Source organism: Oligoflexus sp., assembly GCF_035712445.1.
Lineage (GTDB): Bacteria > Bdellovibrionota_B > Oligoflexia > Oligoflexales > Oligoflexaceae > Oligoflexus.
In genome coordinates this window covers 1-25,192 of sequence record NZ_DASTAT010000086.1, presented here as the reverse complement: position 1 = coordinate 25,192, position 25,192 = coordinate 1, and the positions used below count along the sequence as shown (strand labels likewise).

Below are 25,192 nucleotides of genomic sequence, written 5' to 3'. Positions count from 1 at the left end.
CGGTTATTAGCATGCTTAGCCCAGATCTCGAAATAAGTCTGAATCTAGCGGTGAGTGAAGCAACACGGCGTGGGCATCCCTACGTAACTGTCGAGCACATACTCTATGCTCTTCTCCACAATGCCACAGCCCGCGAAGCGATTGAGGCTTGTGGGGGCAGCATCGATAATGTCCGCCGTGACTTGGAATCATTCTTTGAAGAACACATTGACAACAATTCCCTGCGCTCGGGTCAGCTGCCGCAGCCAACCATTGGCTTCCAGCGGGTGATCCAGAGGGCTGCGCAGCACGTGCAGTCGGCAGGCAAAGAAAAGATCCAGGGCGCCAACGTCCTGGTCGCGATTTTTTCCGAGAAAGATTCGTTCGCGGTCTTCTACCTGGAAAAAGAAAAAATCACGCGTCTCGATGTGATCCAGTACCTTTCGCATGGCGTCAGCAAAAATGCGGATGAGCCCGGTAGCGATCCCGAAGACAGTTCGTCACGCTTTCTGCCCGGACAATCGGAAGATGAGGGTGAAGCCCCATCCAAAGATCCCCTGGGTAAATTTGCGGTCGACCTTGTCGAGCGAGCTCGTCAGGGCAAAATCGATCCTTTGATCGGTCGCGATTTTGAGCTGGAGCGGATTATGCAGGTCCTCTGCCGGCGCCGGAAAAACAATCCTCTCTTCGTCGGGGATGCCGGTGTGGGTAAGACGGCGCTGGCCGAAGGGCTGGCGTTGAAGGTCGTGAACAACGAGGTGCCGGAAGCTCTGCGCGGGCTCAAGGTGTTTTCGCTGGACATGGGTTCGCTGATCGCCGGTTCCAAATTCCGCGGCGACTTTGAACAAAGGTTGAAAGGTGTGATCAAAGCCCTGCAAAAGACGCCGAAACACGTGCTCTTCATCGACGAGATCCATACGATCATCGGTGCGGGCGCTGTCGGCGGTGGTGCTTTGGATGCGTCCAACATCCTGAAGCCGGCTTTGGCCTCCGGTGATGTGCGCTGCATGGGTTCGACCACGTTCAAGGAATACCGGAATCACTTTGAGAACGATCACGCCCTGGCGCGTCGTTTCCAAAAGATTGATATCGAGGAACCATCCCGCGACGATGCGCTCAAGATCCTGAAAGGCATCAAGGGCCAGTATGAGAAGCATCATAACGTCCACTATTCTCCGGCTGCCCTGCAGGCCGCGGTGGACCTGTCGTCGCGTTATATCACCGATCGCAAGTTGCCTGACAAGGCGATTGACGTGATCGATGAAGCCGCTGCCGCGGTCGCTCTGAAAGGACAGAATGGCAAAGGCAATCGGACCATCACCGCGGAAATGGTGCAAACCGTGGTCGCGAAGATGGCTCGCATTCCGATCAGCAAGGTGACCGTCACCGAACGTGAATCCCTGCGTGATCTGGATAGCCGTCTGAAAGCCAAAGTCTTCGGTCAGGATCGGGCGATTGAAGCGCTGGCTTCGGCCATCAAGCTTTCGCGTTCGGGCCTGGGTGATGAAGACCGGCCGATCGGTTCGTTCCTCTTCACCGGACCTACGGGTGTCGGTAAAACCGAGGTGGCCAAGCAGCTGGCGAAGACCATGGGGATCGAAATGATTCGCTTTGATATGAGCGAATACATGGAGCGGCATTCGGTGTCCCGTTTGATCGGTGCACCTCCCGGCTATGTGGGTTTCGATCAAGGTGGTCTTCTGACGGATGCCATCACCAAGAATCCGCACGCTGTGCTGCTGCTGGATGAGATCGAAAAAGCTCACCCGGACATGCAGAACATCCTGCTCCAGGTGATGGATCATGGTACTCTTACGGATAACAATGGTCGTAAGGCAGATTTCCGCAATGTGGTGATCATCATGACCACCAACGCGGGCGCGAAGGAGTTGAGTCAGCAGTCCATTGGCTTTGACAAAGGCACCAAAGCCCGGGCCGAAGGTCAGGGTCTGTCACGAGCGGTGAAGGAATCCTTCTCGCCTGAATTCCGCAACCGTTTGAATGCCATCATCACCTTTGGTCCTTTGCCTCAGGATGTGGTGCAGATGGTCGCGAAGAAATTCGTTGAGGAACTCAACGATAAGCTGGCGAAGAAGAAGGTCACGCTCGAGTTCGATCAGGAAGCCATCGCCTGGCTTGCTTTGAAGGGGTATGACGAAGCCTATGGTGCAAGACCGATTCGCCGTCTGGTGGAAGAGAAAGTGAAGCAGCCTTTGGCTGACGAGCTTCTATTCGGCGAGATGTCGAAGGGCGGCGTGATCCACGTCTCTGTCAAGGATGATGCTCTGCACTTTGCTTTCAACAAAAAAGCGGGATAGGAAGCCTCACGCTCGATCAGAGGCTGTCCCGTGACCACGGAGGGGGAAGCACAGGCATGAAGAAAGCACGCGAACTTCTGACGTTGATCCGGGATATGCCGGGCAAAAAAGTGGTGACTCTGAGCATACTGCTCGACGATGAGACTTCTGATTTTGTGTTTGATGTCAGTGAAACAGGGAGCGTTGGCTACCATCGCGATCATCGCAAACAGCTTCTGACTCTGCTCGATTACGGTATCCATAATTCGGGCGGCCTCATCATAAGGCAGTTTACGAATCTGTCCTATGAAGGCCGATCGGCGGACGGCGATGTCGTCCGCTTCCCTTACAAGTTGATTTACGCCATCTTCCTCGGCAACGGCGACTACTTCCCACTCAGCAAGTCGGAAACGGAAGACGTCTGCTGCACCGATGCCCGCACAGGACACCGGCTGAAGCGCGAGGAGGGGGTTATTTATCGCGGCTGGCAAACGCAAAGAGCGGCTGCGGTTCAGTAAAGAGAAAGCCCGGATCCGTGTAAACGATCCGGGTTTTTTTATGGACATCAGCGGAAGAGTTTGTGATCCAGGGAATACCGTCCTGGTCCGCTCAAAAGGAAAAGCACCGCGATCACAAAATAGACGGACGCCAGTTCATACGAGCTGCCCTGCCCCACAAAGGGGTCGCCGCGGACAACGGCATGAAAGTAAACAGCGACCGCCATCGTACAGGCCATGCCGAAGGATGCGAGAGGCATCACAAGGCCCAGTACCCAGGCCAATCCACCTCCAAATTCCGCCAGAGCAGCGAGGGCCTGCAAGGCTCCCGGAACAGCAGCATCAGGACCCATCCAGTTCAAAGGCGCTTGAATTTTGGACCAGCCGTGAATCATCATGGCCACACCAGCCAAAACGCGGAGAAAGACTAGACCAAGAGATGTTCGGTCCGGGAGATGAAGCGGGCGGAGGACTTTCATGGTTTATCCCTTATCAGAAGAGTTCGGTTCACCCCAGAGTGATAGCAAAAGCGAAGCCACACGCGCCACACATTGATCGCTGCTTAAATCAGTCGGAAGATCCTGGGCTTTCTTATCCGGGGCTCCTGCATTCGGATCGGTAATAATACAGAAATGATTCACGCCAGGGATCAGCCGCGTCTGGGTATTTAACTTTGCGGCAAGTTGATCCACAGCGCTGCGGGCGGCGAGTCCATCCCGTTCCCCGAGCAGCATGGTGACATTCACGGCGGGAGCTTCGGGTGTGGTGACAAGGCGCGAGACTCCGATCAGGATGATGTCCTGAAAGAGCGAAGCCGTGTTGCCAATCTCGGCGCCGAGCACAGCCCCGCCGAGGCTATGGCCCATGGCGCGCAGCGGGAGGGATTCAAGCGCGGGATTTTTTAAAGAGGGAGGAAGGCCCTGGATGCTGTCCAGGTTTGTTCGCATAACCTTGGCCAGATCCGCGGCTAAAGTCACCGCCTGGATGGGAAGATCACCCGGATTATCCAGGACAAAAACAATGTGCCCTGCCTGCGCCAAAGCCTCGGCGAGGCCCGACATGGCCAGCGCGGGGATGAGACCACCGGGATTCAGGAAGAGCACAGATTCATAAGTTCTCAAGTCAGTCGCATAGAGCCGCGCCTTCAAAGGCGCCTCAGCTGTTCCGGCCTGAATCGGGGCGCCTTGGGACAAAAACTTGTGCGTGGCGGCGAATGCTGTGCAGCTGAAGAGGTAAAAGATAACAGGAAGAAGAAAGCGCATGGATGACTCCTTGTAAGGAACTCATCCTACTGCACAACTCACGAGATCACAAAGATTCGATGCGGAGTGTGGCCTTCGTAATCGATCGGGGTGGATTTTTCAGTCAGGTCTTCGATCGAGTGGGCCTGCACGCGCTGGAACTCAGGTTGGAAACGCTGATGATTGGTCGAGAAATAAAGTTTACCGCCGCGCTTTAAAACCGCGAGCGCTTCATTGATAAGATCAGGATGATCCCTTTGAATTTCCAAAAGTTCCTGTCCGGCTCTGTTGGTGGAAAAGGAGGGTGGATCCAGGATGATGATATCCCAGCGGCGACCTTCACGCGCGGCGGCACGCAGGAAAAAGCGGCTTTCCTCGGCGATGGCTGTGTGACGATCGATATCGTCAAGGCCGTTGAGTTTGAAATTGTCCCAGGCCCAGTCGAGATAATTTTCCGAGATATCCACTGTCGTGGTGGTGTTCGCTCCACCTTTCGCGGCATAAACGCTGAAGGCTCCGGTATAGGCGTAAAGATTCAGAACGTGTTTTCCGGCACTCTCTTCGCGCACCCAGCTGCGCGTCAGGCGATGATCCGCGAAGAGTCCGGTATCGAGATAATCATCGAGATTCACGAGAAAGCGCAGATCGCCTTCGCGCACTTCAAGGCGTTCGCCTCGTTTATCGAGCCTTTGATAGCGCGTCCCATCCTGGGGACGGGTCTGGCGCTGGCGCAGATGCAGCTGGTCGCCTGTGAGTCCGAATTTTTCCCGCATCGCCTGGCCCAGGATATCAAGATAAGGCAGGCCCGCCGTTTGCTCGCGCACATACTCCCCAAGGACGACATGGCCTTCATACCAATCTGCGACGGCACGGACCTCGGGAATATCCCGATCGTAGATGCGAAAAACTCCGATATTTTGCTTTTCAAAGCGCGGGTGCAGTTTTTTCCAGACCTTATGCGCGCGGTTGGCCAACATTTCGGCGTGTTTTTCGATGGTCGCGGTATCGTAGGCTTTGGGGGAGAGGCTCATCCGACGTCCTTTATTGGGGGCTCAATCGGCGCTCAAAATGCCATCTTGTCCGGGAAATATCAATAGGTTTTCGCGGTTGGAGATATCGAATGGGAGGACAGTGGACGATCGTGGAAGCGGACGGACCCCATCACGCGCCGCGGACGATCTACGATAGGGTCTGCACGGAGTGGTCGACCGTCTCGAAGTCCTTGTTCAGGGTCGTGCTTTGATCTTCCAGGGTCGCAGCGATTGTCGTCATCTGTTAGGAAACCCGGTCGAGGATCAGAAGGGTTTCGTGGACGTCCTCGACATCGGAGGCCTGCTGACTGTTGGCCTGGGAAATTTCATTGATCAGGCTCGTGAGAGTTGCCAACTGACGATCGATCTCAAGGAAACTCGCCCTTGTCTTCTGCATGCGACTTTCCATCTGGGCCAGGGAATCGTCACCCTCGCGGATAATACCCGCCACCTTCTGCGCGGAATCCTTCGACTTCATAGCCAGCTCACGAACAGCGGCCGCCACCACACTGAAGCCGCGGCCCTGCTCGCCGGCTTTGGCCGCTTCCACGGCGGCGTTCAAACTCAGAACGTTGGTCTGAAAGGCGATGCCGTTCATGATTTCCATGATCTCTGAAATATTGCTGATATTCAGCTTCAGATTGATGCTGTTGCTATTGAGGTCCTCGACCAGCTTTGTACCATTATCCGTCTGCTGCTTGGCCTGCTTCGCAAGATCCGAGGCCTTGCGGGTCAGCAGGAGATTCGACTTTTCATTGTTGCTGATCCTATGCACCGCCTGCGCCGCATCATGGATCTGGCCCTTGCCTTCCATCGCGATGGACTTCAGCTCTTCGCTCACCGTTCTCGACGGCCCCGGCTTTGTCGAATTTCTGGGAGGATTCGACGCCGGCTTTCTGAATGCCGACGTTGAATTCATAACCTGCGGTGCTGGAGAAAACGTTGTGGGACGTGTCATCGTCATTCTTGAACACCACGCTGTCGCCCACAGCGACCGTGATTTCCTGGACCGAGAAGGCTTTGCCCTTCTGGGTGATCGTGTGCTGGGCCGACCAGCCCAAGGAAGCAGGAAAGAGGCAGAAAAGAACAAGGTGTTTGCCGCGGACCATGAATAACTCCTCCTGTTACTGCGGTAAAGACGGGACGGACATTTCCGGGTCCTGACTATTCAAAGTATTCAGAAACTCAAGAAGGTCCTTCATTTCCGCCTTGTTGAGACCCAAGGGTTTGATATGTTCCGAATGGTTGGCGCGTTTGGCCTTGCCGCCCTGATTATAGAACGCGATGACGTCAGCGAGTGTCTGCTCACTTCCATTATGAAGATAAGGAGCCCTTCTTTCGAATGTCCGGGTCCTTGAAATAAGGGCATTGTGCGGATCGCGCAGCGTTTCTTATATTTGTTAATGAAATCAATATATTATGTATATTACATGATAGTATGCTGAGTGAAATTTGGTGGCTGCTGCGGCGAGCGGTTTATAAAAGTGGAACTTTTTCGACTTCATTCGATTTGCGAGCATTCCTTGCTTGCCAAGCCTTTCGTGGTCCGATAGACAGGACATTCTTATGACTATGGGGTCTTTATGCGCTTGCTTTGGCTTTTCGGATGCGCGCTCGTCCTTGCGTCCTGTCATCCCATCAGCAATAGGGTTAACCCCCTGGAAATTCAGTGTGGCCCCTCCGAAACCGAGGACGGTCTGGTCAAGATTTTGAACGCCAATGGTCAGGAGCTGGAGGCGGAGGAGCTGACGATTTTCCGCCGCGATGGCGAAGTTTTCAGTCCCGTGGCGCCGACGCGCAAGGGCTGCTTCGCCTATGATTCGCAGCATGACTATATCGTGAATTCGAAAGGCAACCAGGGCCTTACCGTCCCGCGTGGCCAGGATGTGCGGTTGATCACCTTGCGTGATGTGCAGACCAGCGAGCTGGGTCTGGTGTGCCCGACCATGGCTGTGAGCCAGGATTTTGACCTGGGCGAAAGCCTCAGGAATGCCGGCGAGCTGGATGGCTTTGCCCTCGATCTGCGGCTGACCGATAACGACCTGAAATTCCGAGCGCAGAGCGCAGCCCTGGTTGCCCGGCAGGATTATTCGTTGAAGCCTTTCCGTGACCTTCCGGATGGCCGCTATTCTTTGGAAATCAGAACGCAGAATCTTCTGAAAAACCTGCCTCCGCGTACCTTGCGCTGTGATATCCGCCTCGACAGCACCGCGCCCCAACTGAGCCTGGAGCCGGACTCTTTTTTACCGCGCGATTCGCAGGGCTTCACCCTGATCGAACCGACCGCCAAGATTCGCTTCAAGACGCAGGATAATTCCCGAACCGAGATCCTATCCTGCTGGGTGCCCCAAAAGGAATCCATGCTGGCGCCACAGAATACCGTGGACTGTCCGCTGAAGCCTCTCGGGTCTGAAATCTCTCCGCCGAGCGAAGGGTATTGGACCTTGGTCTATCAGGCCGTGGATGAGGCCGGTCAACGTTCGCCGCTCATGCAGCAGCCTTTTATGGTCTATCAGGGCGGAACATTGCGCGAACTCTCACTTGAAATGGAGCTGACGGCCTTTCTTTTTGAGAATAACCAGAATCTCAGAGCTGTCACCAAGACCCTTGCCGCCGAAACGCGGCGTCGGAAACTGCCGACGGCTTTTGAGCAGAGCGAAGCAGAGCCTGCTATAAACGCGAACCTTTATCAAATGAGCCCCAACCAGATTCCTTATCTGGAAAAGAAGGTTCCCTCGGTTCGATTCGTGAGCGTAACGCCCGACGGATCGCGCACCATCATCAATCAGCTGGAACCCGGGAATGCATTGATCGCCTTGGACAGCAGCACCGGCCAGGAGCTGTGGCGAGCCGAGCATCCCAACGGGCGCATGCAGCGCGTAGCCTTCACTGCGGATTCCAAGCGGATGATATCAAGCGGGGCTTTGTCGGGGGAGCTGTTGATCTGGTCGACCGAAACGGGCGAGATTTTGAAGCGCATACCCAGACCAGGCCGTGACGGTTTTGAAAACAAGGTCTTTGATATTTTCCTGGCTGCCAATGATCGCTTTCTGGGGGCGGCCGGATTCGATGATGTTGTTCTGATTTATGATCTGGCTGCTGCGGAACCGACGCTCGTCACCTCGGTGGCCTATGACAAGTTTCTTCTGTCCTTGGCATTTTCACCGAGCGGTGAACGCTTTGTTACAACATCCGGCAAGAGCGCCTTCGTTTATCAGCGTGATGGCACCCTTCTGGAAACGGTCACGCGCGAGGACGGCCAGTATGTTTCGGCCGCTGCCTTTTTGAGCGAAGACGAGCTGGTGCTATCATCCATCGAGCAGACCGACCGCGAGAATCGCCGAAAATTCAAAGCCGGTTTCTTCTATGCGCGCTTGGGTGAGACTCCGCTCCGCCTCGCGTCCATTGCCGGCAACATTGACAAAATTTTGCCCTCGCCTGATCGGAAGCATTTCGTCGCGATCGGTGAAGGCAGCAATGGAGCTCCCTTCTTCCCGAACTGGCGTGAGCAGCTCCATGATCCCTCACGAGGGGAACGGGATGACTTGAGATTTGCGACTCTCAATGGAAAGATCAGCACCGATGGGGCTTACTGGACGACGGATTCCCGGGTGCTGACCACGACCTCGGGCGAGGCCGGGGTCGAAGGGATGATACGCGTTCAGAGTGTGGATGGGGCGATGCTGCTGGAAATCGCATCCGGTTCCCGCAACGCCTACGCGTCTGATCAAGGGACACGCCTTGTCAATTATCAGATGGATGGTCGTCTTGAGTTCTGGAATTTAAGAGCGGCGCCTATTGATCGATTCGCTCTGCCGCAGCGAGTGCAGGTCGCGAAGTATGCGCCTGATGCGTCGCGTTTCTATACCATCGAGGAATCAGGGACAGAAGGCGAGGTCGCGAAGCTCTTGCGCGTTTGGGATCGCGCCTCGCTGAAGGAGCTGGGTCGCACGAGGACGACCGCGTCCTTTGTCAATACTCTGATGTGCAGCGTATTTCTGAACGCGAATGAATTGGTGTTCCCGCTGGATCAGCATCGCATCCAAAGTTTGAATGTCCTGTCGGGTACGCAGGCAAGCCTGGTGGATCGTTCCGAACCTTCCTTGATCGAGGAACGTGGCGCCATCATCAGCTTCGCTGTCTCCCAGGATGGTCAGCGATTGGCTTTGGGATATGCGCAGGGTTTTGTCGAGATCGTCGATCTGAAGTCGCAAACCATTTTGTTTATGCAGCAGTTGCATCAGCAGTCGCCGTATCAGGTCAATGGGGATATGTTTGGCAAAGCGGTCTCAAGCATCGACTTCCGCGGGGCGAGCCATGATGTGGTTTCCGCCGGGCAGGATGGACAGCTTTTCATGCTCACTCCGAATGAGGCCGGGGCTTATGCGAGCCAGCTGCTCTTTGCCGTGCCCGAGATTATCTATCATGTGGATCTGAACGACGACTTCATCGCCATAGCCGCACGCTTCAGCACGGTGATCGTCTATCAGTTCAGTACCGGGCAGCTCACGCAGCTCCCGCTGGAAAAAAGTTTCCCTTACATGGCCGATCTCAATTCGCGGCAGAACATCTTATCCGTCGCCACCTTTGCCGGTGATCTTGTTACCTTCAATCTTGCGGACGCTTCGCTCCGTCATCGAATTGTTTTGAAGCGTGGCCTGCAGGAATCCAGGGCTCTCAGCATCAGCGCCGACGGCGGGGACATCCTCACGGCCGTCCAGGGTGATGTGCTGTTTATTCCCAACTCGCCTGCGACCCTTTACGAACGATTCTGTCGCTATCTGGCTGCGATGCAGATCTGCCCGAGCGCCGAATCACGCTGAAGTCCGCATACCTTGGCAGGGCTTGTCTAGCCAGAACGCCTTGCCCCAACCGGTGTCTGCTGCTGGTCCTTCCTCTCTCGCATAAATTTTTTTTTTCGCCTTCTGAGGCCTGCTGCTCAATAGCTGTGCAACTTTGCAGGCGCTCTGGCCCTGCGTTTCATTCGTATATCCGCAAAATCAGACAGCGTTTGGGTAGACTTACCAGGGTCTGCTTGTGCAAAACCATGATAGATTTCGAGGTCCATTTTGTGGGATGACGGAGTACGACCGTTGTCAACGATCCTCAGGGAGAGATGAAGTGGGAGAATTTGACTACGATCTGGTATTTGCTGGCTGTGGCCTTGCGTCCGGCCTCGCTGCCTATCTTATCCGACGGGAACGCCCTACGGCGCGAATACTCGTCCTCGATGCAGGACGGCCGGCGGATTGGGATCAGACCTGGTCGTTTCAAACTGTCCCTGGACGACTTCGTGAGACCGGCAGCGAGGTGTTCCGCGCGCCTGATCAGTCGTGGCTGGCACCCTTTCTATCGGGATACTGGCCGCGTTATGAAGTGCATTTTCCCGAGCGACACCGGGTCATGAATCTGCCCTATGCCAGCCTCCGCTATCGCGACTTCATCCAGCTGCTTCAAAAAAGTCTCGGTCCCAGCTATCGCAGCGGGGTCTGGATCAGCAAGGTCGAGCCTGAAGCCGTGACGCTGCGTGATGGAGCGAAGATTCGCGCCCGCTGCGTGGTGGATGCGCGTGGCTGGGGTGAGGCGGGCCCGCAGAGCACTTCGGGCTTTCAAAAGTTTGTCGGCCTTCAGCTCTTATTAAAAGAGCCGCATGGACTGAAGCATCCCATCCTCATGGATGCCACTGTGCCACAGACTGATGGCTTCCGTTTCATGTATGTGCTGCCCTGGGACGATCGCCATCTGCTGATCGAAGACACGCACTACAGCCGGAACCCGGTGATTGATTTCGAACTCTATCAGACTGAAATCCTCAACTATGCCCGGCAAAAATCCTGGCAGCTTGATCGCGTCTTGGCCCGTGAGCAGGGGGCTCTGCCGATTCCGCTTTACGGCGAGGAGCTGCCGGACACAGGAGCCGTACCCACAATCGGCGTCCGTGCGGGGCTCTTTCATGCCACAACTGGCTACTCCATTTACGAGGCCATCATGATTGCGGAATGGCTGGCTCGCGAGACGACCTGGTTGGCCGCAGATTTGCAACGGAAACTGAAGCAGTTCACAAGTGAGCGTTGGCGTCAGAATGAATTTTATCGACGCCTCAATAATATGCTCTTTCTGGCCAGCGTCGATCATGAACGCTATCGTGTCCTTGAAAAGTTCTATGAGCACGAGGAAGGTCTCGTCGCTCGCTTTTATTCGGGACAGACCAGTGCCCGGGATAAGCTGGCCATCCTATCAGGCAAGCCGCCGGTTCCCGTGAGCAAAGGGCTTTATCATTTCTTTCATAGAGTCGGAGTGGGTCGTGGAACAGCTTAGCCAGATCGAAACATTTCTGTCTCTTCACAAGCAGCGGCTGGAAGCGATGAAAGCCGGAACGAATGGCTATCGGGAACGTCAGGGTCATCTGCCGGGCGGCGCGGGGCTTTTGCATCCTGCCGTTCAGGACGCCTTGAATGAGTATCTTTTCAAGCCCGCCATGGAACTGCGGCAGCGTCCCAGCCACAGCTTTCGTTCCCAGCTGGTTGACCTTGGTTTTTTACTCGCGCAGGGTCTTCTTCCCAAAGCCCAGGATCGGCATAATCTGGATATTTGCGCCGATTCCATCGAATATCTGCATCTCGGTTCTTTGATCGTCGATGACATCCAGGATGGCAGCGAAGTTCGCCGCAGCGGCAAGGCCCTGCATTGCATCCTCGGGACGCCGCATGCCCTGGGCGTCGGCAACTGGCTTTATTTTTACTCCCTGCGCATCCTTTCCAATCTGGAACTGAGCGAGGCGCAGCGGAACGCTCTTTACGAGGTCTATCATGAAACGGTGGAGATCGCTCATTACGGGCAGATCCTCGACCTTTGCGTGAAGATCGATCGCGTGCCCTATTCACAGATGGACACTCTCTCGCACGAATGCATGCGCTACAAAACCGGATCCATCGTGATGCTGGCGCTGATGCTCGGCGCTTTGGTAGGCGGCGCGGATCAGGCGCGACTCAAGGCGGTGGAACATCTGGGCTACGCGCTCGGCATCTATCTGCAAAGGATGAACGACCTCGGCAACTGCGCCGGCAGCTTTGACCCGGAAAAAAAATGGGAGGACCTGATTCAATGGAAGCCTTCCTTCATCTGGGGCTTTGTCGCCCGGGAATACGGTCAGGCCGATGTGCAGCAGCTGATCGAAGCCGTGCGCGCCCTGCCGGATGACAGCGCGTGGCAGGCGTGGATGGACAGCCATAAACTCTGTGATGAAGCCAAAGCTCTGGCTGAACGCGAAATGGATCAAGCCCTCAGGGACTTTAAAAATGCGACTCACATGTCGTGGAGCGATCTACGCCCCCTCGCTCAATTGAAGGAAAGGATTCAAAAGGCTTATGGTTAAACGCAAAGCTATAGTCATTGGCAGTGGATTCGGTGGGCTGGCCGCGGCCATTCGTCTGCAGGCCGCCGGTTTCCAGACGGAACTTTTCGAACAAAGGGACAAGCCGGGTGGCCGGGCTTATATGTACGAAGACCAGGGCTACCGCTTCGATGCGGGCCCGACGGTGGTGACCGTGCCCCAGTGTCTGGAAGAGCTCTTTGAACTCGCCGGCCGCAAAATGGAAGATTACATCGAGCTGATTCCCATTCATCCTTTCTATCGCCTCTTCTGGGAGGACGGCGACACCTTCGATTATGATAACAACGAGGAAGCGCTGCACGCGGAAATGCGCAAGCGGAATCCGGATGATGTCGCGGGCTATCAGGAATTTCTGCGTTATGCCGAGGACGTCTATCAGGAAGGCTACGTGAAACTCGGCCAGGTGCCTTTCCTGCGCTTTTGGGATATGGTCAAGGTCTCGCCACAGCTTTTGCGTTTGAATGCGCATCGGCCGGTTTACAGCACGATCAGCCGCTATATCAAAGATGAAAGGACGCGCCAGGCGCTCAGCTTCAATAGCCTTCTGATCGGCGGCAATCCTTTTGAAATTTCCTCGATCTATACCCTGATCCATCCGCTCGAAAAGAAATTCGGCGTGCACTTTCCCAAGGGTGGAACCCATGCGCTGGTCATGGCGCTGGTGAAGCTCTTTGAAGAAATCGGCGGCCGCATGCATGTGAATCGCGGCGTCACCTCGATCGTGACCAAGGACAACCGGGTGACCGGCGTCCAGGTCGTCGGTGACAGCACGCCGATTCCCGCTGACCTTGTCGTCAGCAACGCCGATGTCTTCCACACCTACGATAAGCTTCTGGCCAGCAACACGAGCGCCCAGAAAAAAGCCGATCGCATGAGCCGGCAGGATTTTTCGATGTCGCTCTTCGTGATTTATTTCGGCTGCAATAAGCGCTTCGAGAAGCTGACCCATCACAACATCATGTTTGGTCGCCGCTACAAAGGCCTTCTGGATGATATCTTCAAAACCGGAAAGCTGGCCGATGACTTCTCGCTTTATGTGCATGCGCCGGGTGAAACGGATGACTCGCTCGCGCCTCCGGGACACGCGAGCTACTATGTGCTGGCACCGGTTCCCAACATGAAGATCTCGTCGGTCGATTGGAAGGATGAGGCGCCGATCTTCGCGGATAAAATTTTGAATTATCTGGAAAAGCATTACATGCCCGGTCTTCGGGAAAGCATCCAGGTGCAGCGCCTCTTCACGCCGAAGGATTTCGAAACGGAATTGAATGCACTCCATGGGGCCGCGTTCTCGTTGACGCCGACCCTGCGGCAAAGCGCTTATTTCCGCGTGCACAATCGCGACAGCGCGATCGAGGGCATGTACTTCGTCGGTGCGGGCACGCATCCCGGTGCCGGCATTCCCGGTGTGATCGGTTCGGCCAAGGCCACCTGCTCGGTGATTGAAGAGGATTTCGCGGTGCCCGCCGTGGCCCGTCCCTTCTCGCCCACCATGCAGGGAGTCGAAGCATGAATGCGGTGGCTCAGGGCCAGCTCACCCGTTACGGCCAGCAGTCGATGCAAAAGGGCTCTTTGAGTTTTTCCTTCGCCTCGCGACTCTTTGCCAAAAGCATTCGCAGTCGCGTGGTGAGACTCTATGCCTGGTGCCGTTATGTGGATAATCGGGTGGACGGTCTGCCGGCCACAGCTTCCTTCGAAGAGCGTCAGCGCGTTCTGCGTGAACTGGAAGACGAAAGCTTTGCCGAGATGCCGCCCCGCGAACTCCATCCTGCGATGCAGGCCTTTCGCGAGGTCCGCGGCGAAGTTCCTTTTCCCGATGAGCATGCGCGGGATTTGATCCAGGGCATGGCCATGGACCTCGACAAGGTTCAGTACCAGACGGAAGAGCAGCTTCTGCTGTATTGCTATCGGGTCGCCGGTGTGGTGGGCCTGATGATGAGCTACATGATGAACGCCGAGTCGAAGGCTGCCTTTCCGCATGCCGTGGACCTTGGAATTGCCATGCAGCTCACCAATATCTCGCGCGATATCGCCGAGGACGCGGCGATGGGCCGCATTTATCTGCCGCGAACCTGGCTGGACAAGGCGGGCATCCCGGAAGGCGCAAATATTCTGCATCCCGTGTATAGGCCTGCTCTCCTTGCCGTTGTCGAACGGGCCCTGAGCATGGCCGATCGCTATTACAGTTCGGGTGATGCCGGACTGAAATATCTGCCGCTGCGCTGCGCCTTCGCCGTGGCCATAGCCCGTGAGGTTTATTCCGCTATTGGGCACGAGGTCCGGCGTCGTCAGGGACACGCGTGGGATCAGCGGGTATGGATACCCTGGCCTCAAAAAGTGCGCGTGGCCTGCCGTGGTGTGGGCCGCGTACTGAAAACCGTGCCCTATCGTTTGCATCAGTTGACTCTAGGTCTGCGTACGGAAGAAAGGATGGCTCTGCATGAATAGTACGAAAGCTCTGGCCCAACCCAAACCCTGGCTGACGGAAGCCTGGGATTATGTCCGCGAGATAAGAAATTTCGAACGCGAAGACTGGTTCCGCTATTCCTGCTGGATTGGAACCATCACCAGCCTTCTGATCGGCGTCAGCGCCTTTCTTGCGTTTGGTCATTCCCAAGGCGTGCAATATCCCGGCTATGTCTGGTGGATTCCCATCGGCGTCGGCATGTTCGTGACCGCCTTGTCGATTGATGATATCGGCCATCGCACGCTTTACAAAGAGGATATCAAAGGCGGAGAGGAGCATGTTCATCAGATGATCATGGTCACCGCTGTCACGAGCGTCATGGCCCTCTGTCTTTGCTACGAGCACAGTGAAACTTTTGCGGTGGCGGCGGCAGGACTGACCGCTCTATCCTTTTTTTACAGTATTATTGATGAGGCCCTGCACTGGCACCGCTATCTGAACAAGGGCGTGGACCGCGTGGAAATGTGGGCTCACTTCGTCGCGATTGCCGGTCATGTGCTCATGATCGCCGCCTGGTGGCACTGGTACCTTGAAGGTTATCCCGGCGTCGCGGAAACGGTCGCTCAATTGCCATTTTAAAGGGCCGCGCGCATGATCCCTGGATTGCTTGGAGCCCTGGGCCTGCTGCTTCTGATCTATCGCATGTGGCCACGAACCTTTCGTCCCTGCATGGTGCAGCCGGCCAGCTGGCCGCTTGTCTCGATCATCGTGCCCGCACGCAATGAAGAGAAGGTGCTCGGTCCGCTGCTGGATTCCTTGACCAGGCTCGATTATCCACACTACGAAGTCATCGTGGTCGATGATTGCTCGGACGATGATACGGCCCTCATTGCCAGGACCTATAATGTCCGTCTGATCCGCGGAAAGGAAAGGCCCGAGGGTTGGAACGGCAAGCAGTGGGCCTGCCATCAGGGAGCCATGGCCGCGCACGGTTCGTACCTGCTCTTCACCGATGCGGATACCGTGCATCACACCACAGGACTCAGACGGGTCATGTGCGAGATGCTGAACAGCGAGGCGCAGGGTTTCACGGTCCTGCCGCAGCATCAGAATCCGAAATTCTGGGAACGTCTGACAGGACCCTTTCATGCGCTTCTTTTGGCCGTGACGAATCCTTATGGCAAAGCCCGTTCGGGTCAGGTCTTTGCCATTGGCCAGTATCTGGTTTTTGAACGCAAGTTTTACGAACGCATGGGCGGTCACACACGGGTGCGCGCGGACTGGGTCGAGGATATTCCCTTGGCCGAGGCGGTGCTGGCCGATGGTGGCCGCTGGAAAGTCTATACAGGACCAGCTGTTTTTTCCGTGCGCATGTATGAAACTCTTTCCGATTTCATTCGCGGTTGGCGTCGGAATTTTCGTGCCGGCATGGGCTATAGCTACTGGGGCTCGACCTTCGAAATTACGCTTTTCATAACGGCGGCGATCGGTGAAGGGCGTTTGAACGAACCCTATCCCTGGCTCGTGCTGCTTCTAACATGGCTGGTGCTGCTCCGGATCCAGAATAATCTCGGACGATTTTCGGTATGGGGTGTGATCCTTCTGCCGTTTTCCCTGGGACTCTTCTGTTATATCACCATGCTGGCCGTCTATGATCGGGTGTTCCGTCGGCCCATGAATTGGAAAAACCGGGCCTATTCGGCCCAGTCTGCGGCTGCGAAGCTCCCTCAGCTGGGAGCACCCGAGAGTCCATAAATGATTTCGACCATGCGATTGGTTTCGCCCTTGATCGGAATCACAGATGGTCCGGTGAAGATTTTAAGTTCCGGCTTGGGGTCGCTCGCATAATAAAATTCCATTTTCGGAACAAAGGCACGCAAGAGGAAATTCTGCGGCTGCAGCGAGAAGACTTCCAGTTCACGGCCCTGATTGGTCACGCGGCGGTTATGAAAGATCTGAAAACCGCGTGATTCGAGGCGAAAGGGCAGCACCAGATCGAACTTCAGCATCTGGCCCTTCAGGAGCTTGTCCCAGTTGCGCACGATCAGGTCGTCAAAGACTTTCCCATGCAGAGTGTCCGCAGACCACGACAGCGTGGTTTCCTTGAAGTCGTCATCCTTTTCCGGCCGGTATTTGATCTGGATGCGCTGGCCTTCAGTTTTCATGATGGTCTCTTCACCCGTCACGGAACTGCGGGATACATAGCTTTCCATGCGCAGCGAATCCCGGTTGTAAACGGCGTCTTCGACCAGAGCCTCTTTCCGATTCATGTCGAAGAAAAAGGTTTCCTTGCGGGTATTGGCACCTGTGTCGGTGACGCGTTCATAGCCCTGAAAAAAGACCTCGCGGGTCTGCGGATCGCGAATTTGAAATTCCATTTTCGGTGGAGCCTCCGTGGCCTGTACGGAGCCTGGACCCGCCAGTGTCAAAAGGCTGACCAGAATTCCTTGTTTGATGATGTTTTGCATAGGTGAATTCTCCTCCCTCTTGCCGGCGATTCTAAGCAGCAGGTTCAGGGAGGTCAAGGCGGAAGATCAATAGGTTTTCAGGCGCAGGGCGGCGGGAATAATCTGGACGCGCAGGGGCAGAGTACCGAGCGGTTCGCCATCCAGATCGAGCAGGACTTCCTCGTCGCTGGTCAGTTCCGTCCAGGTGATGTTCTGCGTTTCGATCTTGGGATGACTCATATGCTCACCGGAATAAATCTTCGGCGTGTTGATGAGGGCATCGGCGAGACCGATGTCGCCCAGAATCACCATCTGGAATTTTCCATCATCCAGCTGCGCATCGGGCGCGATCTTCATGCCGCCACCAAAGAAGCGGCCATTGGCGATCGCAACGGCCCGCACGACCCGCTCACCCAGATCACCACGATCGGTTTTGATGCGGACCCGGCGGTTCTTATAGCGCGCGAGGCCTTCGATGGTATTCAAAAGAAAACCCGCGCTGCCGAGGCGTTTCCACTTCTTCGCCATCAGCTGATCGACATAACCGCTGATGCCGCAGCTCGCGATATTCAGAAAATATTTTTCGCACTCTTTCTTTTGATGGTCCAGAAAGGTCAGGCGACCCACATCGATCACTGTGATGCCATCCGCACCGCGATTTTTGAAGGTATCGGGAAGCAGAATCGCGCGATGAAAGTCGCAGCCTGTGCCGCCGGGCCAGACGGAGAACAGAACTTCGGGACGCAGGGCTTTGCCGTTCTGAAAAAAGCCGCTGATGGATTCGGTCGCGGTTCCATCCCCACCATAGATGTGGATATGATCGTAGCCATCCTTGAGCCCTTGCCGCACCAGAACCTCGGCATGCCCCGGTCTTTCGGTGAAGACCGTATCAAAGGGCCCGATTTTCTCATGAAGGCGCGACTCCGACTGCTTCCAGTTACGCCCGACCTTGCCATGCGCGGCCATGGGATTGACGATGACAAGCGCTTTCATGGATTCGTTCCCTTTGCAATAAATCGAAAGTGGGCCGCGATATCGCGGACGGCCTGAGCAAAAGACACGGCTTGATAAGGAATCCGTTCCGCTTCCAGGGAAGGGCGGACTATCGTTTGGACCTGGCGCAGGCGAAACGAAGGAATCTGCGGATAAAGGTGATGCTCGATCTGAAAGTTAAGGCCACCGAAGAACCAGTCGAGGGCGCGGGGATTGGTGACCGTGCGTGAGGTCACGGCCTGATGCTCCAGAAAGCTGAAGCTGTCGACTCTTTCAATCAGCGGCATGCCCACGTGATTGACCCAGAAAATGGCAGCCAGATAGGGGCCGAGGAAAAAGAGCGGCAGGGTATAGACGATCAGCACCCGTAGGGGATCGACGCCCAAGGCCAAAGGAAGACCCCACCAAAGTCCGAAGTGAATGAGGAGCACGGCAGCATCCAGGGCATAGGCCCTGAGGTTCAGCAGCACGCCCCATTGGGAAAGATGCCGCTGACTCTGGGCGAAAAGCAGGGATAAAAACCAGACGGAAATCCCCTGGCAGCGGGTCAAAAAACGTCCGAGCCCTCTTTTACGACGCCGTGAATCCTCCGTCAGGGACACGACGAGGTCCACATCCATATCGGGGTCTTTGGGTTCATACTGACAAAACTGATGATGAGTCCGATGACGTCCGTACCATTCCTGAAAGGCGAGCCCGGTCGCGACCGTCATACAGAGTTGCCCAAGCGCCGTGTGAATCCGCCGTGAATAGCCAAGAGCCCCATGCCCCGCGTCATGGCCCAAAAACGCGAACTGCGCGAGGATGAAGGCCAGGGCGAGGCAGGCGATAATAGTTTGGGCCGAATCTGCCGCGAACCATGCTGCGTAGAGCCCAAGACCGCCGAGGGTCACGAGCGCGGGAACTTTCAAGAGAAGGCGCGCGGTCGCCGGCGCATCCAGTTTTTGCTCATGGATGGTTTCGAGCATCGTTTGCCAAAGCGCCTGAGAACGCTTCGCATCCATACGAGGTTGTGCGAAAGACTGCATGCTCTGTGTCCTGAGAAAAGAGGGCGGCATTTCCGTTCATTATTATAGTAGGATATACTGAAATTGAAAAGTTTACCCCGGGAAACACAGGCGATGCTAGTACGCGGCTTCGAGGTCATGGGACTCGTCGGCTTTTGCAGTCTGCTGGTCCTATCCTTTCATCATCTGTTCGCAGACGATTTTACTTCGGCTTTGGGCTGGAGCTGCCTCGCTTTGCCTTTGGGCTATTACCTTGCAGATCTCTTCACGGGCTTTGTCCATTGGGTTTGCGATTCCTTCGGCTGCGAGACGACTCCTGTGTGGGGTCCCATGCTGGTCGGCCCGTTTCGGCGTCATCATCGGGATCCTTTGGAAATCACCCGTATCTCTTTGATTGAAAATCTGGGGGCATCCGCGATAGCCGGGACTGCGATCCTGGCTTTCCTGCGGCCAGAGGCCGGGAGCCAGGGTTTCCTTTGGCATCTTTGGATCTGGTTTCTCCTCTTCAGTTTTCTTTCCAATCTTTTTCATCGCTGGTCCCACTGGCCTCGGACGCAGAAACCGTCCTGGCTTTCATCCCTTCAGAAGTATCGCATCGTCCTTCCGAGCGACGAGCACCTGCAGCATCACAGGCCGCCCTTCCGCGTGAATTACTGCATCCTGAGCGGCTGGGCCAATCCTTTGACCAATCGCATTCCCTGGACGCGGATCGAAGCGCTTCTTCTGCGTCTTGGCATTCCGACCAACTTTGATTAAGGACGGGCTGTGAAAACGTCGATTTATAACAAGCTGGCCTATATCGCTCTTTATCTGGCGATCCTCTGTTTTCTCTCGGTCCTGGCCTTCCACTTCCCGGAATATCTATCCAATCCTCAGCTGCGCGAAGTCTATGATGTCGAGCAGCTTCGCATGATCCTGCTCGGCAGTCTTTATGTATCGTTCGGCCTGGGACTGATTGCGCTGCTTTTGGGTCGGAAAAAGGGCCTGGCCCTGGCGGCGATTCTGATGGCGGCGCTGGCCAGCATCCTTGGGGGATCGGCGGTCACGGTGGAGGTGCCCATCCAGCAAAAACCGATCTATCTGAGCCTTGATCTGATCATCCTCGATCTTTTGGTCATGTCCCTGATCTTCGTACCGCTTGAACGCATTTTTTACCTGCGGCGGCAGCGTTTTCTGCGTGAGGGTCTGGCCACGGATCTGAGTCACTATGCTTTGAATCATCTTCTGATGGGTGGGATTTTTGTGCTGATCGTATGGCCCGGGAACTGGATACATCAGAATATTTTTCTGAACCGCGTGCCGCAGCTGACCCAAAAAATGCCGATCTGGCTTCAGGTCCTCGCTATCCTCTTCATTGCCGACTTCGCTCAGTATTGGATCCACCGCTATTTTCATACGCGTAAACGCTGGTGGCAGTTTCATAAGATTCACCATTCGACGATGAAAATGGACTGGCTTGCCAGCTCGCGCCTTCACATCGGGGATGTGATCGCGACCCGGGCCTTCAGCTATGTGCCGATCGTGTGCCTCGGTTTTTCGCAGGCCGCAGTCCAGGTCTACATGCCGATCGTGGCCATCCAGGCCCTTTTCGTGCACAGCAACGTGCGCTTTCACTTCGGCCCTTTGCGCTATATCCTCACCACCCCCTTGGTCCACCACTGGCATCACAGCAGCCAGCCCGAGGCCCTGGATAAGAATTTCGCCGTCACGTTCTCGATCATCGACGTCGTCTTTGGAACCTTCCATTGCCCGCGGGCGTGGCCTGAAAAGTACGGGCTCTATCAGGAAAGAATTTCCAGCAGTTTCGTCAAGCAGCTTGTCTATCCATTTGTCGATCAGCTGCGGCGTTCGCCGAAGGGTGAGAACCCGAAATGATGCCGAGCCTATGCTTACGAGCTTCGGTTTTTCAGCGGCACAAGCTTCTCTATACGGCCAAGACTTCGAAAGATCAAAGCTATACCCTGCCTTGAAATCGTTTTCTATCAATTGCTCGTCAGCTCGGAAGGATTTGCGAGCTGGCGTATCACCATCTTCGCATCGCGGCTGACATCCACGCGTGTTCCATTCAACACGCTTCGAAGATGCCGCTGCCCGTCGATCACATAAAGATGCTCGGAATGCACGAAGCTGTTGGCGGCGCTGGCTCTGCGGAAGACCTGACTCACAAGAGTTTTTTTCGCCAGGGAATAGATCGTTTCCCGATCGCCGGTGAGCAGAGTCCACGTTTTATCCGTATTCAGACCCCTCTCTTTCGCATAGGCTTTCAGGCGAGCCGGCGTATCCTGTTCGGGATTCACAGAAAAAGCCACGAAGCGCACCTTGTCCGAGATCGCTTCCGTCTCCTTCTCGATCTTCTTCATGCCTTCCACGAGAAATGGGCAAAAGCCGCTGCAACTGGCAAAGAAAAAGCCGATGACGGTGATGCGTTCATCAAAGAGCGAGCTGTCACGAACTTTGCCGTCCTGATCCGTGAGCTTGAGGGCGGGCATGGTGACGATCGGTGTGGCGGCGGACAGCTGCCAAACTGGATTCAGGGTCTCCACCGTGAAATAGGGCAGACCCGTGGCGGGGCTGTTGACCTGATCCACGAGTGTCGCCTTATGCCGCGCTATCGCGGTTTCGAAAACATCGGGCCCCGCCTTGCAGCCGGGATTCAGGATGACCAGCAGCATCCAGGCTATTTTTTTATAATCTCCAAGCGCTTGCAAAATTCGCCTCCTTTAACCCCGACTTTGTGTCCATTTTGATAGACGTAATTGTAATAAACCGTTCCATCTGGAATCCAGGCCTTGTGAGTTTCCTCACGTTCGCTCCCACCCGCATAACGATTGAAGGTTCCGACCTGACCGTTGGGATGCCAGCTCCAGGCGTCTCCGACTATGGCCCCCAGTTCATACGTTTTCAGGCTCTTGGCTGATCCATCTTCGTACCACATCTTCCAGGCGCCGTGAGGCAGGCCCTTGGAATGGGGGCGCTCGGCCATCAGCTGACCATTGTCATACCAGATGTATTCGGTCCCGAGCTTCTTCCCTTGCCACAGCACAAAGAATTCCTTGGGACGATGATTGTCATAGAGACTGTAAACGATGGCGTTCGCAGGCCTGTCCTTCCACTCGTAGTCATAGCTGACGAGCCTGAGACGGGGATCATCCGCGTGGACCAGGAGAGACGAAAGGACGATTCCCGCGCCAACCGCTATCAGGACTGTGATGGAAAGAATAGCCTTGATCATTGGCAGCCTGTGCATGTTCCAGGTGTTCCCTTGTAGTAACCAGCCGAGATAAAGTACGCGGACTTGGTCCCATTGCTCTGCAGATTCAGATGATAGTGATAGACATCGGTATTGGGGCTATCGACGGTCTTGCCGGTTTTGCCGCCGGCAGAATCGAGGCCGCTGGCCGCCGTGGTGGTGTTGTAGTCGTTGCGACCATAGACCGGGAATCCATCGCGGAGCACACCGATGAAGTTGGAGTCGCTATTGGTGATGGCGCCAGGTTCGGTGTGGTAGTGATAGGTGCTCGACATATCGGGGTGACCATCGCACTTGTCGAAGGTGGCTTCCTCGTTAAAGATGTCATCACCTGGAGCCGCGCTGTTGTCATAGATGGCAACGCCGTTCAGAGCAACACCGATAATGCCCTCGGGAGTCGCTGAGGCAGTGGCTGCTGCAGTCGGAGCGTAGGGCACAGTCAGGGAAACCGTTTTGGAAGCGATCTTGTTGGGGTTTGCCTTGCGCGCTGTCGAAGAGAAGGCTTCGTAGCATGCATCGGTGCTGCTGTAATAGAAGGATTTGGTATCCGGGAGATTTTTCGTCGCAATGACGACGTTGTTTCCACTTTTGGTCAGTGTCACACTGCACGAGAATTTCAGCCAGAAACCGCTCAGACCTTGCGCTTCACGGCTGGCCTTGCAGGATGTGGTATCGCGAGTGAGAAGTGCGCAGCCATAGGTGCTGAGAGTGTTTGTCGCGGTGGTGTTGGCGGTCGCAGTGCAGCTGCTGCCTGAGCTGCCAGAGCTACCCGAGGTTTGCGTGGTGGTGCTTCCTCCGGTACTTGTTGATGTCTCGCTGGCGCTGGTGGAGGCCTTCTCTGTCTCCTTGTCCTCCTCCGGAGCACCACAGTTGACGGCCGCCCATGCCACGAGACAACTTACCGAGAACAGTTTCAAAGGGGTCGAGAACTTCATAACGTATGATCTCCAAAAGGAATTATAGCTTCCCTCAAGCGTTCGGTTCTCGGTCGATAAACTTAAGGATTTTTATTCAACCAATCAGTAAGGAAAGAGTCCCGAAGTCAGGACATTTTCTTAACGGCTGGAATGGGGACAATCCGTCCTCTTATTTGTCACAGACCCAAAGGTTCGCGAAATAGTTGGTGAGAACTGGCGATGCGGGATACCGAAGGCTTGAAGGGGGCAGGTTTGGAAGAATAGCAAAGGGCTCGGCCCGAAAGCCGAACCCCTGCTGATCATTTCTTTTACATCGTGGCCTTGGCCACTTCGCTTGCGGCTTTCTTATCCAGAGCCGTGATCACGGTCAGCTGATCCGGTTTCACAGCGTCCTTGACAGCTGCGTTCACAGCGGCCAGATCAACCTTGGCAATGGCCTCGTCGAGCTTGATATCAAAGCTCAGATCGCGGCCCAGCTCCATGTTGCGGGACAGAAGTTCGACGATGCTCGCATCGCGCATCAGAGCGTTCTTCTTCGATTCCGCATAGGCCTGCTTCGCCATCGTCAGTTCGTCGGCTGTGACGCCGTCTTTTTGGAATTTCACCAGCTCTTCGCGAATCGCCGTCACCGACTTATCCACGTTCTGCGGGGCGCAGATCGCATAAGCCAGCATATAGCCGACATCGCTTTTCTGATCCGCACGGATCATGCCGCCGGCACCATAGGACAGGCCTTCCTTCTGACGAAGGCGACCGAAGATGCGCGATGTACCGCCCGTGCCGAGGATGTTGCTGGCAATGCGCAGAGCCGGATAGTTGGGATCCGAATCCTTCAGAGCCAGAGGCTGAACGACCGAGACGTTCGCACCCTTTTTATCAGGGGTATTGAAGGTCTTGATAGCGCCTTTGACAGGCTGGTGCTTATAGGCAATGGCCTGGAAGGCTTTGGGCGAACGCCACTGACCGACGCTGGCCGTCAGTTGCTTCTTCAATTTCTCCGCATCCAGATCACCGACGGCCACGAATTGACCGGCGCTGCCGCCCACGAGTTTGCTGTAAACATTCTTGACGTCATTCACAGTCAGTTTTTCGAGGAGCTTGATCTCTTCCTCGATGGTCGGGATATAGCGCACATCGCTTGGCGCAACAGCCACCATGGTCCGCAGGAACTCACGATTGGTCAAAGCGTCCGGATCCAGGGCGGCTTCTTTCAAAGCAGCGAGGTATTCCTGCTTCACGAGCTGGAACTGCTGCGGATCGAAGGACGGCTGCATCAGAACTTCCGTCGCGAGGTCCATGGCCTTATCAAGGTTCGGGCCGACTGTGGTGCCGGAGAAAACGATCTTGCCAGGGTTATCGAGCGACCAATCGGAATAACCGCCGAAGCTCGTCTTGGTCAGCGCGAGCTGATCGGTCAGGGTTTGGTAATCATGCTTTTTGGTGCCGCGCATCATCACGCGAGGCAGGATGTGCAGAGCCACGAGGCGATCCTTCAGTTCGGCTTCACTTCCCACCTGCAGATCGAAGCGGAAACTCACAGGCGCGCCGCGGGATTTCTTCGGGGTCAGCGCGACCTTCATGCCGCTCGGCAGCTCGCTGTACTGCGTTCTTTTCTGAACATTGACGAGGGTCGGCTCGAAGAGTTCACCAGCTGCCACTTCCGTGCGGCCTTTGTAATCTTTCAAAGCGGCGGCCACATCAACCTTGGTCGACTCGGCGATCTTATCCAGGTT

24 protein-coding genes are annotated in these 25,192 nt (G+C 55.5%); 12 read left to right on the top strand and 12 right to left on the bottom strand.

Features of this window, described 5'->3' with window-relative positions:
* Window positions 1-11: 11 nt before the first annotated feature.
* Together clpA and VFO10_RS18900 are read left to right on the top strand one after the other, a co-directional pair.
* Window positions 12-2,297 (top strand): ATP-dependent Clp protease ATP-binding subunit ClpA, encoded by a 2,286-nt coding sequence (clpA, locus tag VFO10_RS18905; RefSeq protein WP_325143060.1) that lies wholly within the window; start codon window positions 12-14, stop codon window positions 2,295-2,297.
* 56 nt (window positions 2,298-2,353) lie between these two features.
* Window positions 2,354-2,794, top strand: coding sequence for a hypothetical protein (locus tag VFO10_RS18900; RefSeq protein WP_325143058.1), 441 nt, complete (start codon window positions 2,354-2,356; stop codon window positions 2,792-2,794).
* A gap of 47 nt (window positions 2,795-2,841) precedes the next feature.
* Here VFO10_RS18900 and VFO10_RS18895 read toward each other — a convergent pair whose 3' ends face one another.
* The 3 genes from VFO10_RS18895 to VFO10_RS18885 are packed head-to-tail and all read right to left on the bottom strand — an operon-like array spanning window position 2,842 to window position 5,045.
* A complete protein-coding gene (locus VFO10_RS18895) occupies window positions 2,842-3,252 on the bottom strand; it encodes a DoxX family protein (protein ID WP_325143055.1) in 411 nt (136 codons plus the stop codon).
* A gap of 3 nt (window positions 3,253-3,255) precedes the next feature.
* Complete coding sequence (locus VFO10_RS18890) at window positions 3,256-4,035, bottom strand: hypothetical protein (protein ID WP_325143053.1); 780 nt, start codon at window positions 4,033-4,035, stop codon at window positions 3,256-3,258.
* Between the two features lie 38 nt (window positions 4,036-4,073).
* The gene (locus VFO10_RS18885; RefSeq protein WP_325143051.1) at window positions 4,074-5,045 is read right to left on the bottom strand and encodes a class I SAM-dependent methyltransferase; all 972 of its coding nucleotides are present in this window, start codon (window positions 5,043-5,045) and stop codon (window positions 4,074-4,076) included.
* Window positions 5,046-5,134: 89 nt separating this feature from the next.
* On the opposite strand from VFO10_RS18885, the gene VFO10_RS18880 reads away from it, so the two are divergent.
* Window positions 5,135-5,257, top strand: a complete 123-nt coding sequence (locus VFO10_RS18880; RefSeq protein WP_325143050.1) for a hypothetical protein — start codon at window positions 5,135-5,137, stop codon at window positions 5,255-5,257.
* 32 nt (window positions 5,258-5,289) lie between these two features.
* Here the strand turns inward: VFO10_RS18880 and VFO10_RS18875 are convergent, their stop codons facing one another.
* Together VFO10_RS18875 and VFO10_RS18870 are read right to left on the bottom strand one after the other, a co-directional pair.
* On the bottom strand, window positions 5,290-5,886 hold the full coding sequence (locus tag VFO10_RS18875) for a methyl-accepting chemotaxis protein (RefSeq protein ID WP_325143048.1): 597 nt from the start codon (window positions 5,884-5,886) through the stop codon (window positions 5,290-5,292).
* Window positions 5,834-6,154, bottom strand: coding sequence for a cupredoxin domain-containing protein (locus VFO10_RS18870; protein WP_325143046.1), 321 nt, complete (start codon window positions 6,152-6,154; stop codon window positions 5,834-5,836). Before VFO10_RS18870 ends, VFO10_RS18875 begins: the two co-directional genes overlap by 53 nt.
* A gap of 474 nt (window positions 6,155-6,628) precedes the next feature.
* On the opposite strand from VFO10_RS18870, the gene VFO10_RS18865 reads away from it, so the two are divergent.
* From VFO10_RS18865 to VFO10_RS18835, 7 genes are all read left to right on the top strand, one after another.
* Window positions 6,629-9,868, top strand: a complete 3,240-nt coding sequence (locus VFO10_RS18865; RefSeq protein ID WP_325143044.1) for a WD40 repeat domain-containing protein — start codon at window positions 6,629-6,631, stop codon at window positions 9,866-9,868.
* 298 nt (window positions 9,869-10,166) lie between these two features.
* A complete protein-coding gene (gene crtY, locus VFO10_RS18860; RefSeq protein WP_325143042.1) occupies window positions 10,167-11,363 on the top strand; it encodes a lycopene beta-cyclase CrtY in 1,197 nt (398 codons plus the stop codon).
* Entirely contained in the window at window positions 11,350-12,420 is a 1,071-nt protein-coding gene (locus VFO10_RS18855) for a polyprenyl synthetase family protein (protein ID WP_325143040.1), read from the top strand. The genes crtY and VFO10_RS18855 overlap by 14 nt, the downstream gene beginning before the upstream one ends.
* Entirely contained in the window at window positions 12,413-13,951 is a 1,539-nt protein-coding gene (locus tag VFO10_RS18850; RefSeq protein WP_325143037.1) for a phytoene desaturase, read from the top strand. Before VFO10_RS18855 ends, VFO10_RS18850 begins: the two co-directional genes overlap by 8 nt.
* Window positions 13,948-14,886 (top strand): phytoene/squalene synthase family protein, encoded by a 939-nt coding sequence (locus VFO10_RS18845; protein ID WP_325143035.1) that lies wholly within the window; start codon window positions 13,948-13,950, stop codon window positions 14,884-14,886. The genes VFO10_RS18850 and VFO10_RS18845 overlap by 4 nt, the downstream gene beginning before the upstream one ends.
* A complete protein-coding gene (locus tag VFO10_RS18840) occupies window positions 14,879-15,484 on the top strand; it encodes a hypothetical protein (protein WP_325143032.1) in 606 nt (201 codons plus the stop codon). Before VFO10_RS18845 ends, VFO10_RS18840 begins: the two co-directional genes overlap by 8 nt.
* Window positions 15,485-15,496: 12 nt before the next feature.
* Window positions 15,497-16,600 (top strand): glycosyltransferase, encoded by a 1,104-nt coding sequence (locus tag VFO10_RS18835; RefSeq protein WP_325143030.1) that lies wholly within the window; start codon window positions 15,497-15,499, stop codon window positions 16,598-16,600.
* On the opposite strand, the gene VFO10_RS18830 is transcribed toward VFO10_RS18835, so the two are convergent.
* The 3 genes from VFO10_RS18830 to VFO10_RS18820 all read right to left on the bottom strand — a co-directional run bounded on the left by VFO10_RS18830 (window position 16,573) and on the right by VFO10_RS18820 (window position 19,313).
* A complete protein-coding gene (locus tag VFO10_RS18830) occupies window positions 16,573-17,313 on the bottom strand; it encodes a hypothetical protein (protein ID WP_325143028.1) in 741 nt (246 codons plus the stop codon). The genes VFO10_RS18835 and VFO10_RS18830 overlap by 28 nt on opposite strands.
* Window positions 17,314-17,379: 66 nt before the next feature.
* Window positions 17,380-18,285: a diacylglycerol kinase family protein gene (locus tag VFO10_RS18825; protein ID WP_325143026.1), complete on the bottom strand. Its 906-nt coding sequence runs from the start codon at window positions 18,283-18,285 to the stop codon at window positions 17,380-17,382.
* Window positions 18,282-19,313, bottom strand: coding sequence for an acyl-CoA desaturase (locus VFO10_RS18820; protein WP_325143024.1), 1,032 nt, complete (start codon window positions 19,311-19,313; stop codon window positions 18,282-18,284). The genes VFO10_RS18825 and VFO10_RS18820 overlap by 4 nt, the downstream gene beginning before the upstream one ends.
* Before the next feature lie 93 nt (window positions 19,314-19,406).
* Between VFO10_RS18820 and VFO10_RS18815 the strand changes: the two genes are divergently transcribed.
* Both VFO10_RS18815 and VFO10_RS18810 read left to right on the top strand, forming a co-directional pair.
* Entirely contained in the window at window positions 19,407-20,048 is a 642-nt protein-coding gene (locus tag VFO10_RS18815) for a fatty acid desaturase CarF family protein (protein ID WP_325143021.1), read from the top strand.
* A gap of 9 nt (window positions 20,049-20,057) precedes the next feature.
* A complete protein-coding gene (locus VFO10_RS18810) occupies window positions 20,058-21,167 on the top strand; it encodes a sterol desaturase family protein (RefSeq protein ID WP_325143019.1) in 1,110 nt (369 codons plus the stop codon).
* A gap of 107 nt (window positions 21,168-21,274) precedes the next feature.
* Here the strand turns inward: VFO10_RS18810 and VFO10_RS18805 are convergent, their stop codons facing one another.
* From VFO10_RS18805 to VFO10_RS18790, 4 genes are all read right to left on the bottom strand, one after another.
* A complete protein-coding gene (locus tag VFO10_RS18805; protein WP_325143018.1) occupies window positions 21,275-22,000 on the bottom strand; it encodes an SCO family protein in 726 nt (241 codons plus the stop codon).
* Window positions 21,970-22,539 carry a hypothetical protein gene (locus VFO10_RS18800; RefSeq protein WP_325143017.1) on the bottom strand — a complete coding sequence of 190 codons (570 nt, stop codon included), beginning with the start codon at window positions 22,537-22,539 and terminating at the stop codon, window positions 21,970-21,972. Before VFO10_RS18800 ends, VFO10_RS18805 begins: the two co-directional genes overlap by 31 nt.
* On the bottom strand, window positions 22,521-23,477 hold the full coding sequence (locus tag VFO10_RS18795) for a YHYH protein (RefSeq protein WP_325143016.1): 957 nt from the start codon (window positions 23,475-23,477) through the stop codon (window positions 22,521-22,523). The genes VFO10_RS18800 and VFO10_RS18795 overlap by 19 nt, the downstream gene beginning before the upstream one ends.
* A gap of 290 nt (window positions 23,478-23,767) precedes the next feature.
* A partial coding sequence (locus tag VFO10_RS18790; RefSeq protein WP_325143015.1) for a pitrilysin family protein occupies window positions 23,768-25,192 on the bottom strand: 1,425 nt, incomplete at its 5' end.

Coding starts and splice junctions, on each gene's coding strand:
- VFO10_RS18895 (WP_325143055.1), bottom strand. CDS start 3,252: ATGAAAGTCCTCCGCCCGCTTCATCTCCCGGACCGAACATCTCTTGGT.
- VFO10_RS18800 (WP_325143017.1), bottom strand. CDS start 22,539: ATGCACAGGCTGCCAATGATCAAGGCTATTCTTTCCATCACAGTCCTG.
- VFO10_RS18825 (WP_325143026.1), bottom strand. CDS start 18,285: ATGAAAGCGCTTGTCATCGTCAATCCCATGGCCGCGCATGGCAAGGTC.
- VFO10_RS18840 (WP_325143032.1), top strand. CDS start 14,879: ATGAATAGTACGAAAGCTCTGGCCCAACCCAAACCCTGGCTGACGGAA.
- VFO10_RS18850 (WP_325143037.1), top strand. CDS start 12,413: ATGGTTAAACGCAAAGCTATAGTCATTGGCAGTGGATTCGGTGGGCTG.
- VFO10_RS18835 (WP_325143030.1), top strand. CDS start 15,497: ATGATCCCTGGATTGCTTGGAGCCCTGGGCCTGCTGCTTCTGATCTAT.
- VFO10_RS18885 (WP_325143051.1), bottom strand. CDS start 5,045: ATGAGCCTCTCCCCCAAAGCCTACGATACCGCGACCATCGAAAAACAC.
- VFO10_RS18830 (WP_325143028.1), bottom strand. CDS start 17,313: ATGCAAAACATCATCAAACAAGGAATTCTGGTCAGCCTTTTGACACTG.
- VFO10_RS18880 (WP_325143050.1), top strand. CDS start 5,135: ATGGGAGGACAGTGGACGATCGTGGAAGCGGACGGACCCCATCACGCG.
- VFO10_RS18795 (WP_325143016.1), bottom strand. CDS start 23,477: ATGAAGTTCTCGACCCCTTTGAAACTGTTCTCGGTAAGTTGTCTCGTG.
- VFO10_RS18870 (WP_325143046.1), bottom strand. CDS start 6,154: ATGGTCCGCGGCAAACACCTTGTTCTTTTCTGCCTCTTTCCTGCTTCC.
- clpA (WP_325143060.1), top strand. CDS start 12: ATGCTTAGCCCAGATCTCGAAATAAGTCTGAATCTAGCGGTGAGTGAA.
- VFO10_RS18890 (WP_325143053.1), bottom strand. CDS start 4,035: ATGCGCTTTCTTCTTCCTGTTATCTTTTACCTCTTCAGCTGCACAGCA.
- VFO10_RS18900 (WP_325143058.1), top strand. CDS start 2,354: ATGAAGAAAGCACGCGAACTTCTGACGTTGATCCGGGATATGCCGGGC.
- VFO10_RS18815 (WP_325143021.1), top strand. CDS start 19,407: ATGCTAGTACGCGGCTTCGAGGTCATGGGACTCGTCGGCTTTTGCAGT.
- VFO10_RS18820 (WP_325143024.1), bottom strand. CDS start 19,313: ATGCAGTCTTTCGCACAACCTCGTATGGATGCGAAGCGTTCTCAGGCG.
- VFO10_RS18865 (WP_325143044.1), top strand. CDS start 6,629: ATGCGCTTGCTTTGGCTTTTCGGATGCGCGCTCGTCCTTGCGTCCTGT.
- VFO10_RS18845 (WP_325143035.1), top strand. CDS start 13,948: ATGAATGCGGTGGCTCAGGGCCAGCTCACCCGTTACGGCCAGCAGTCG.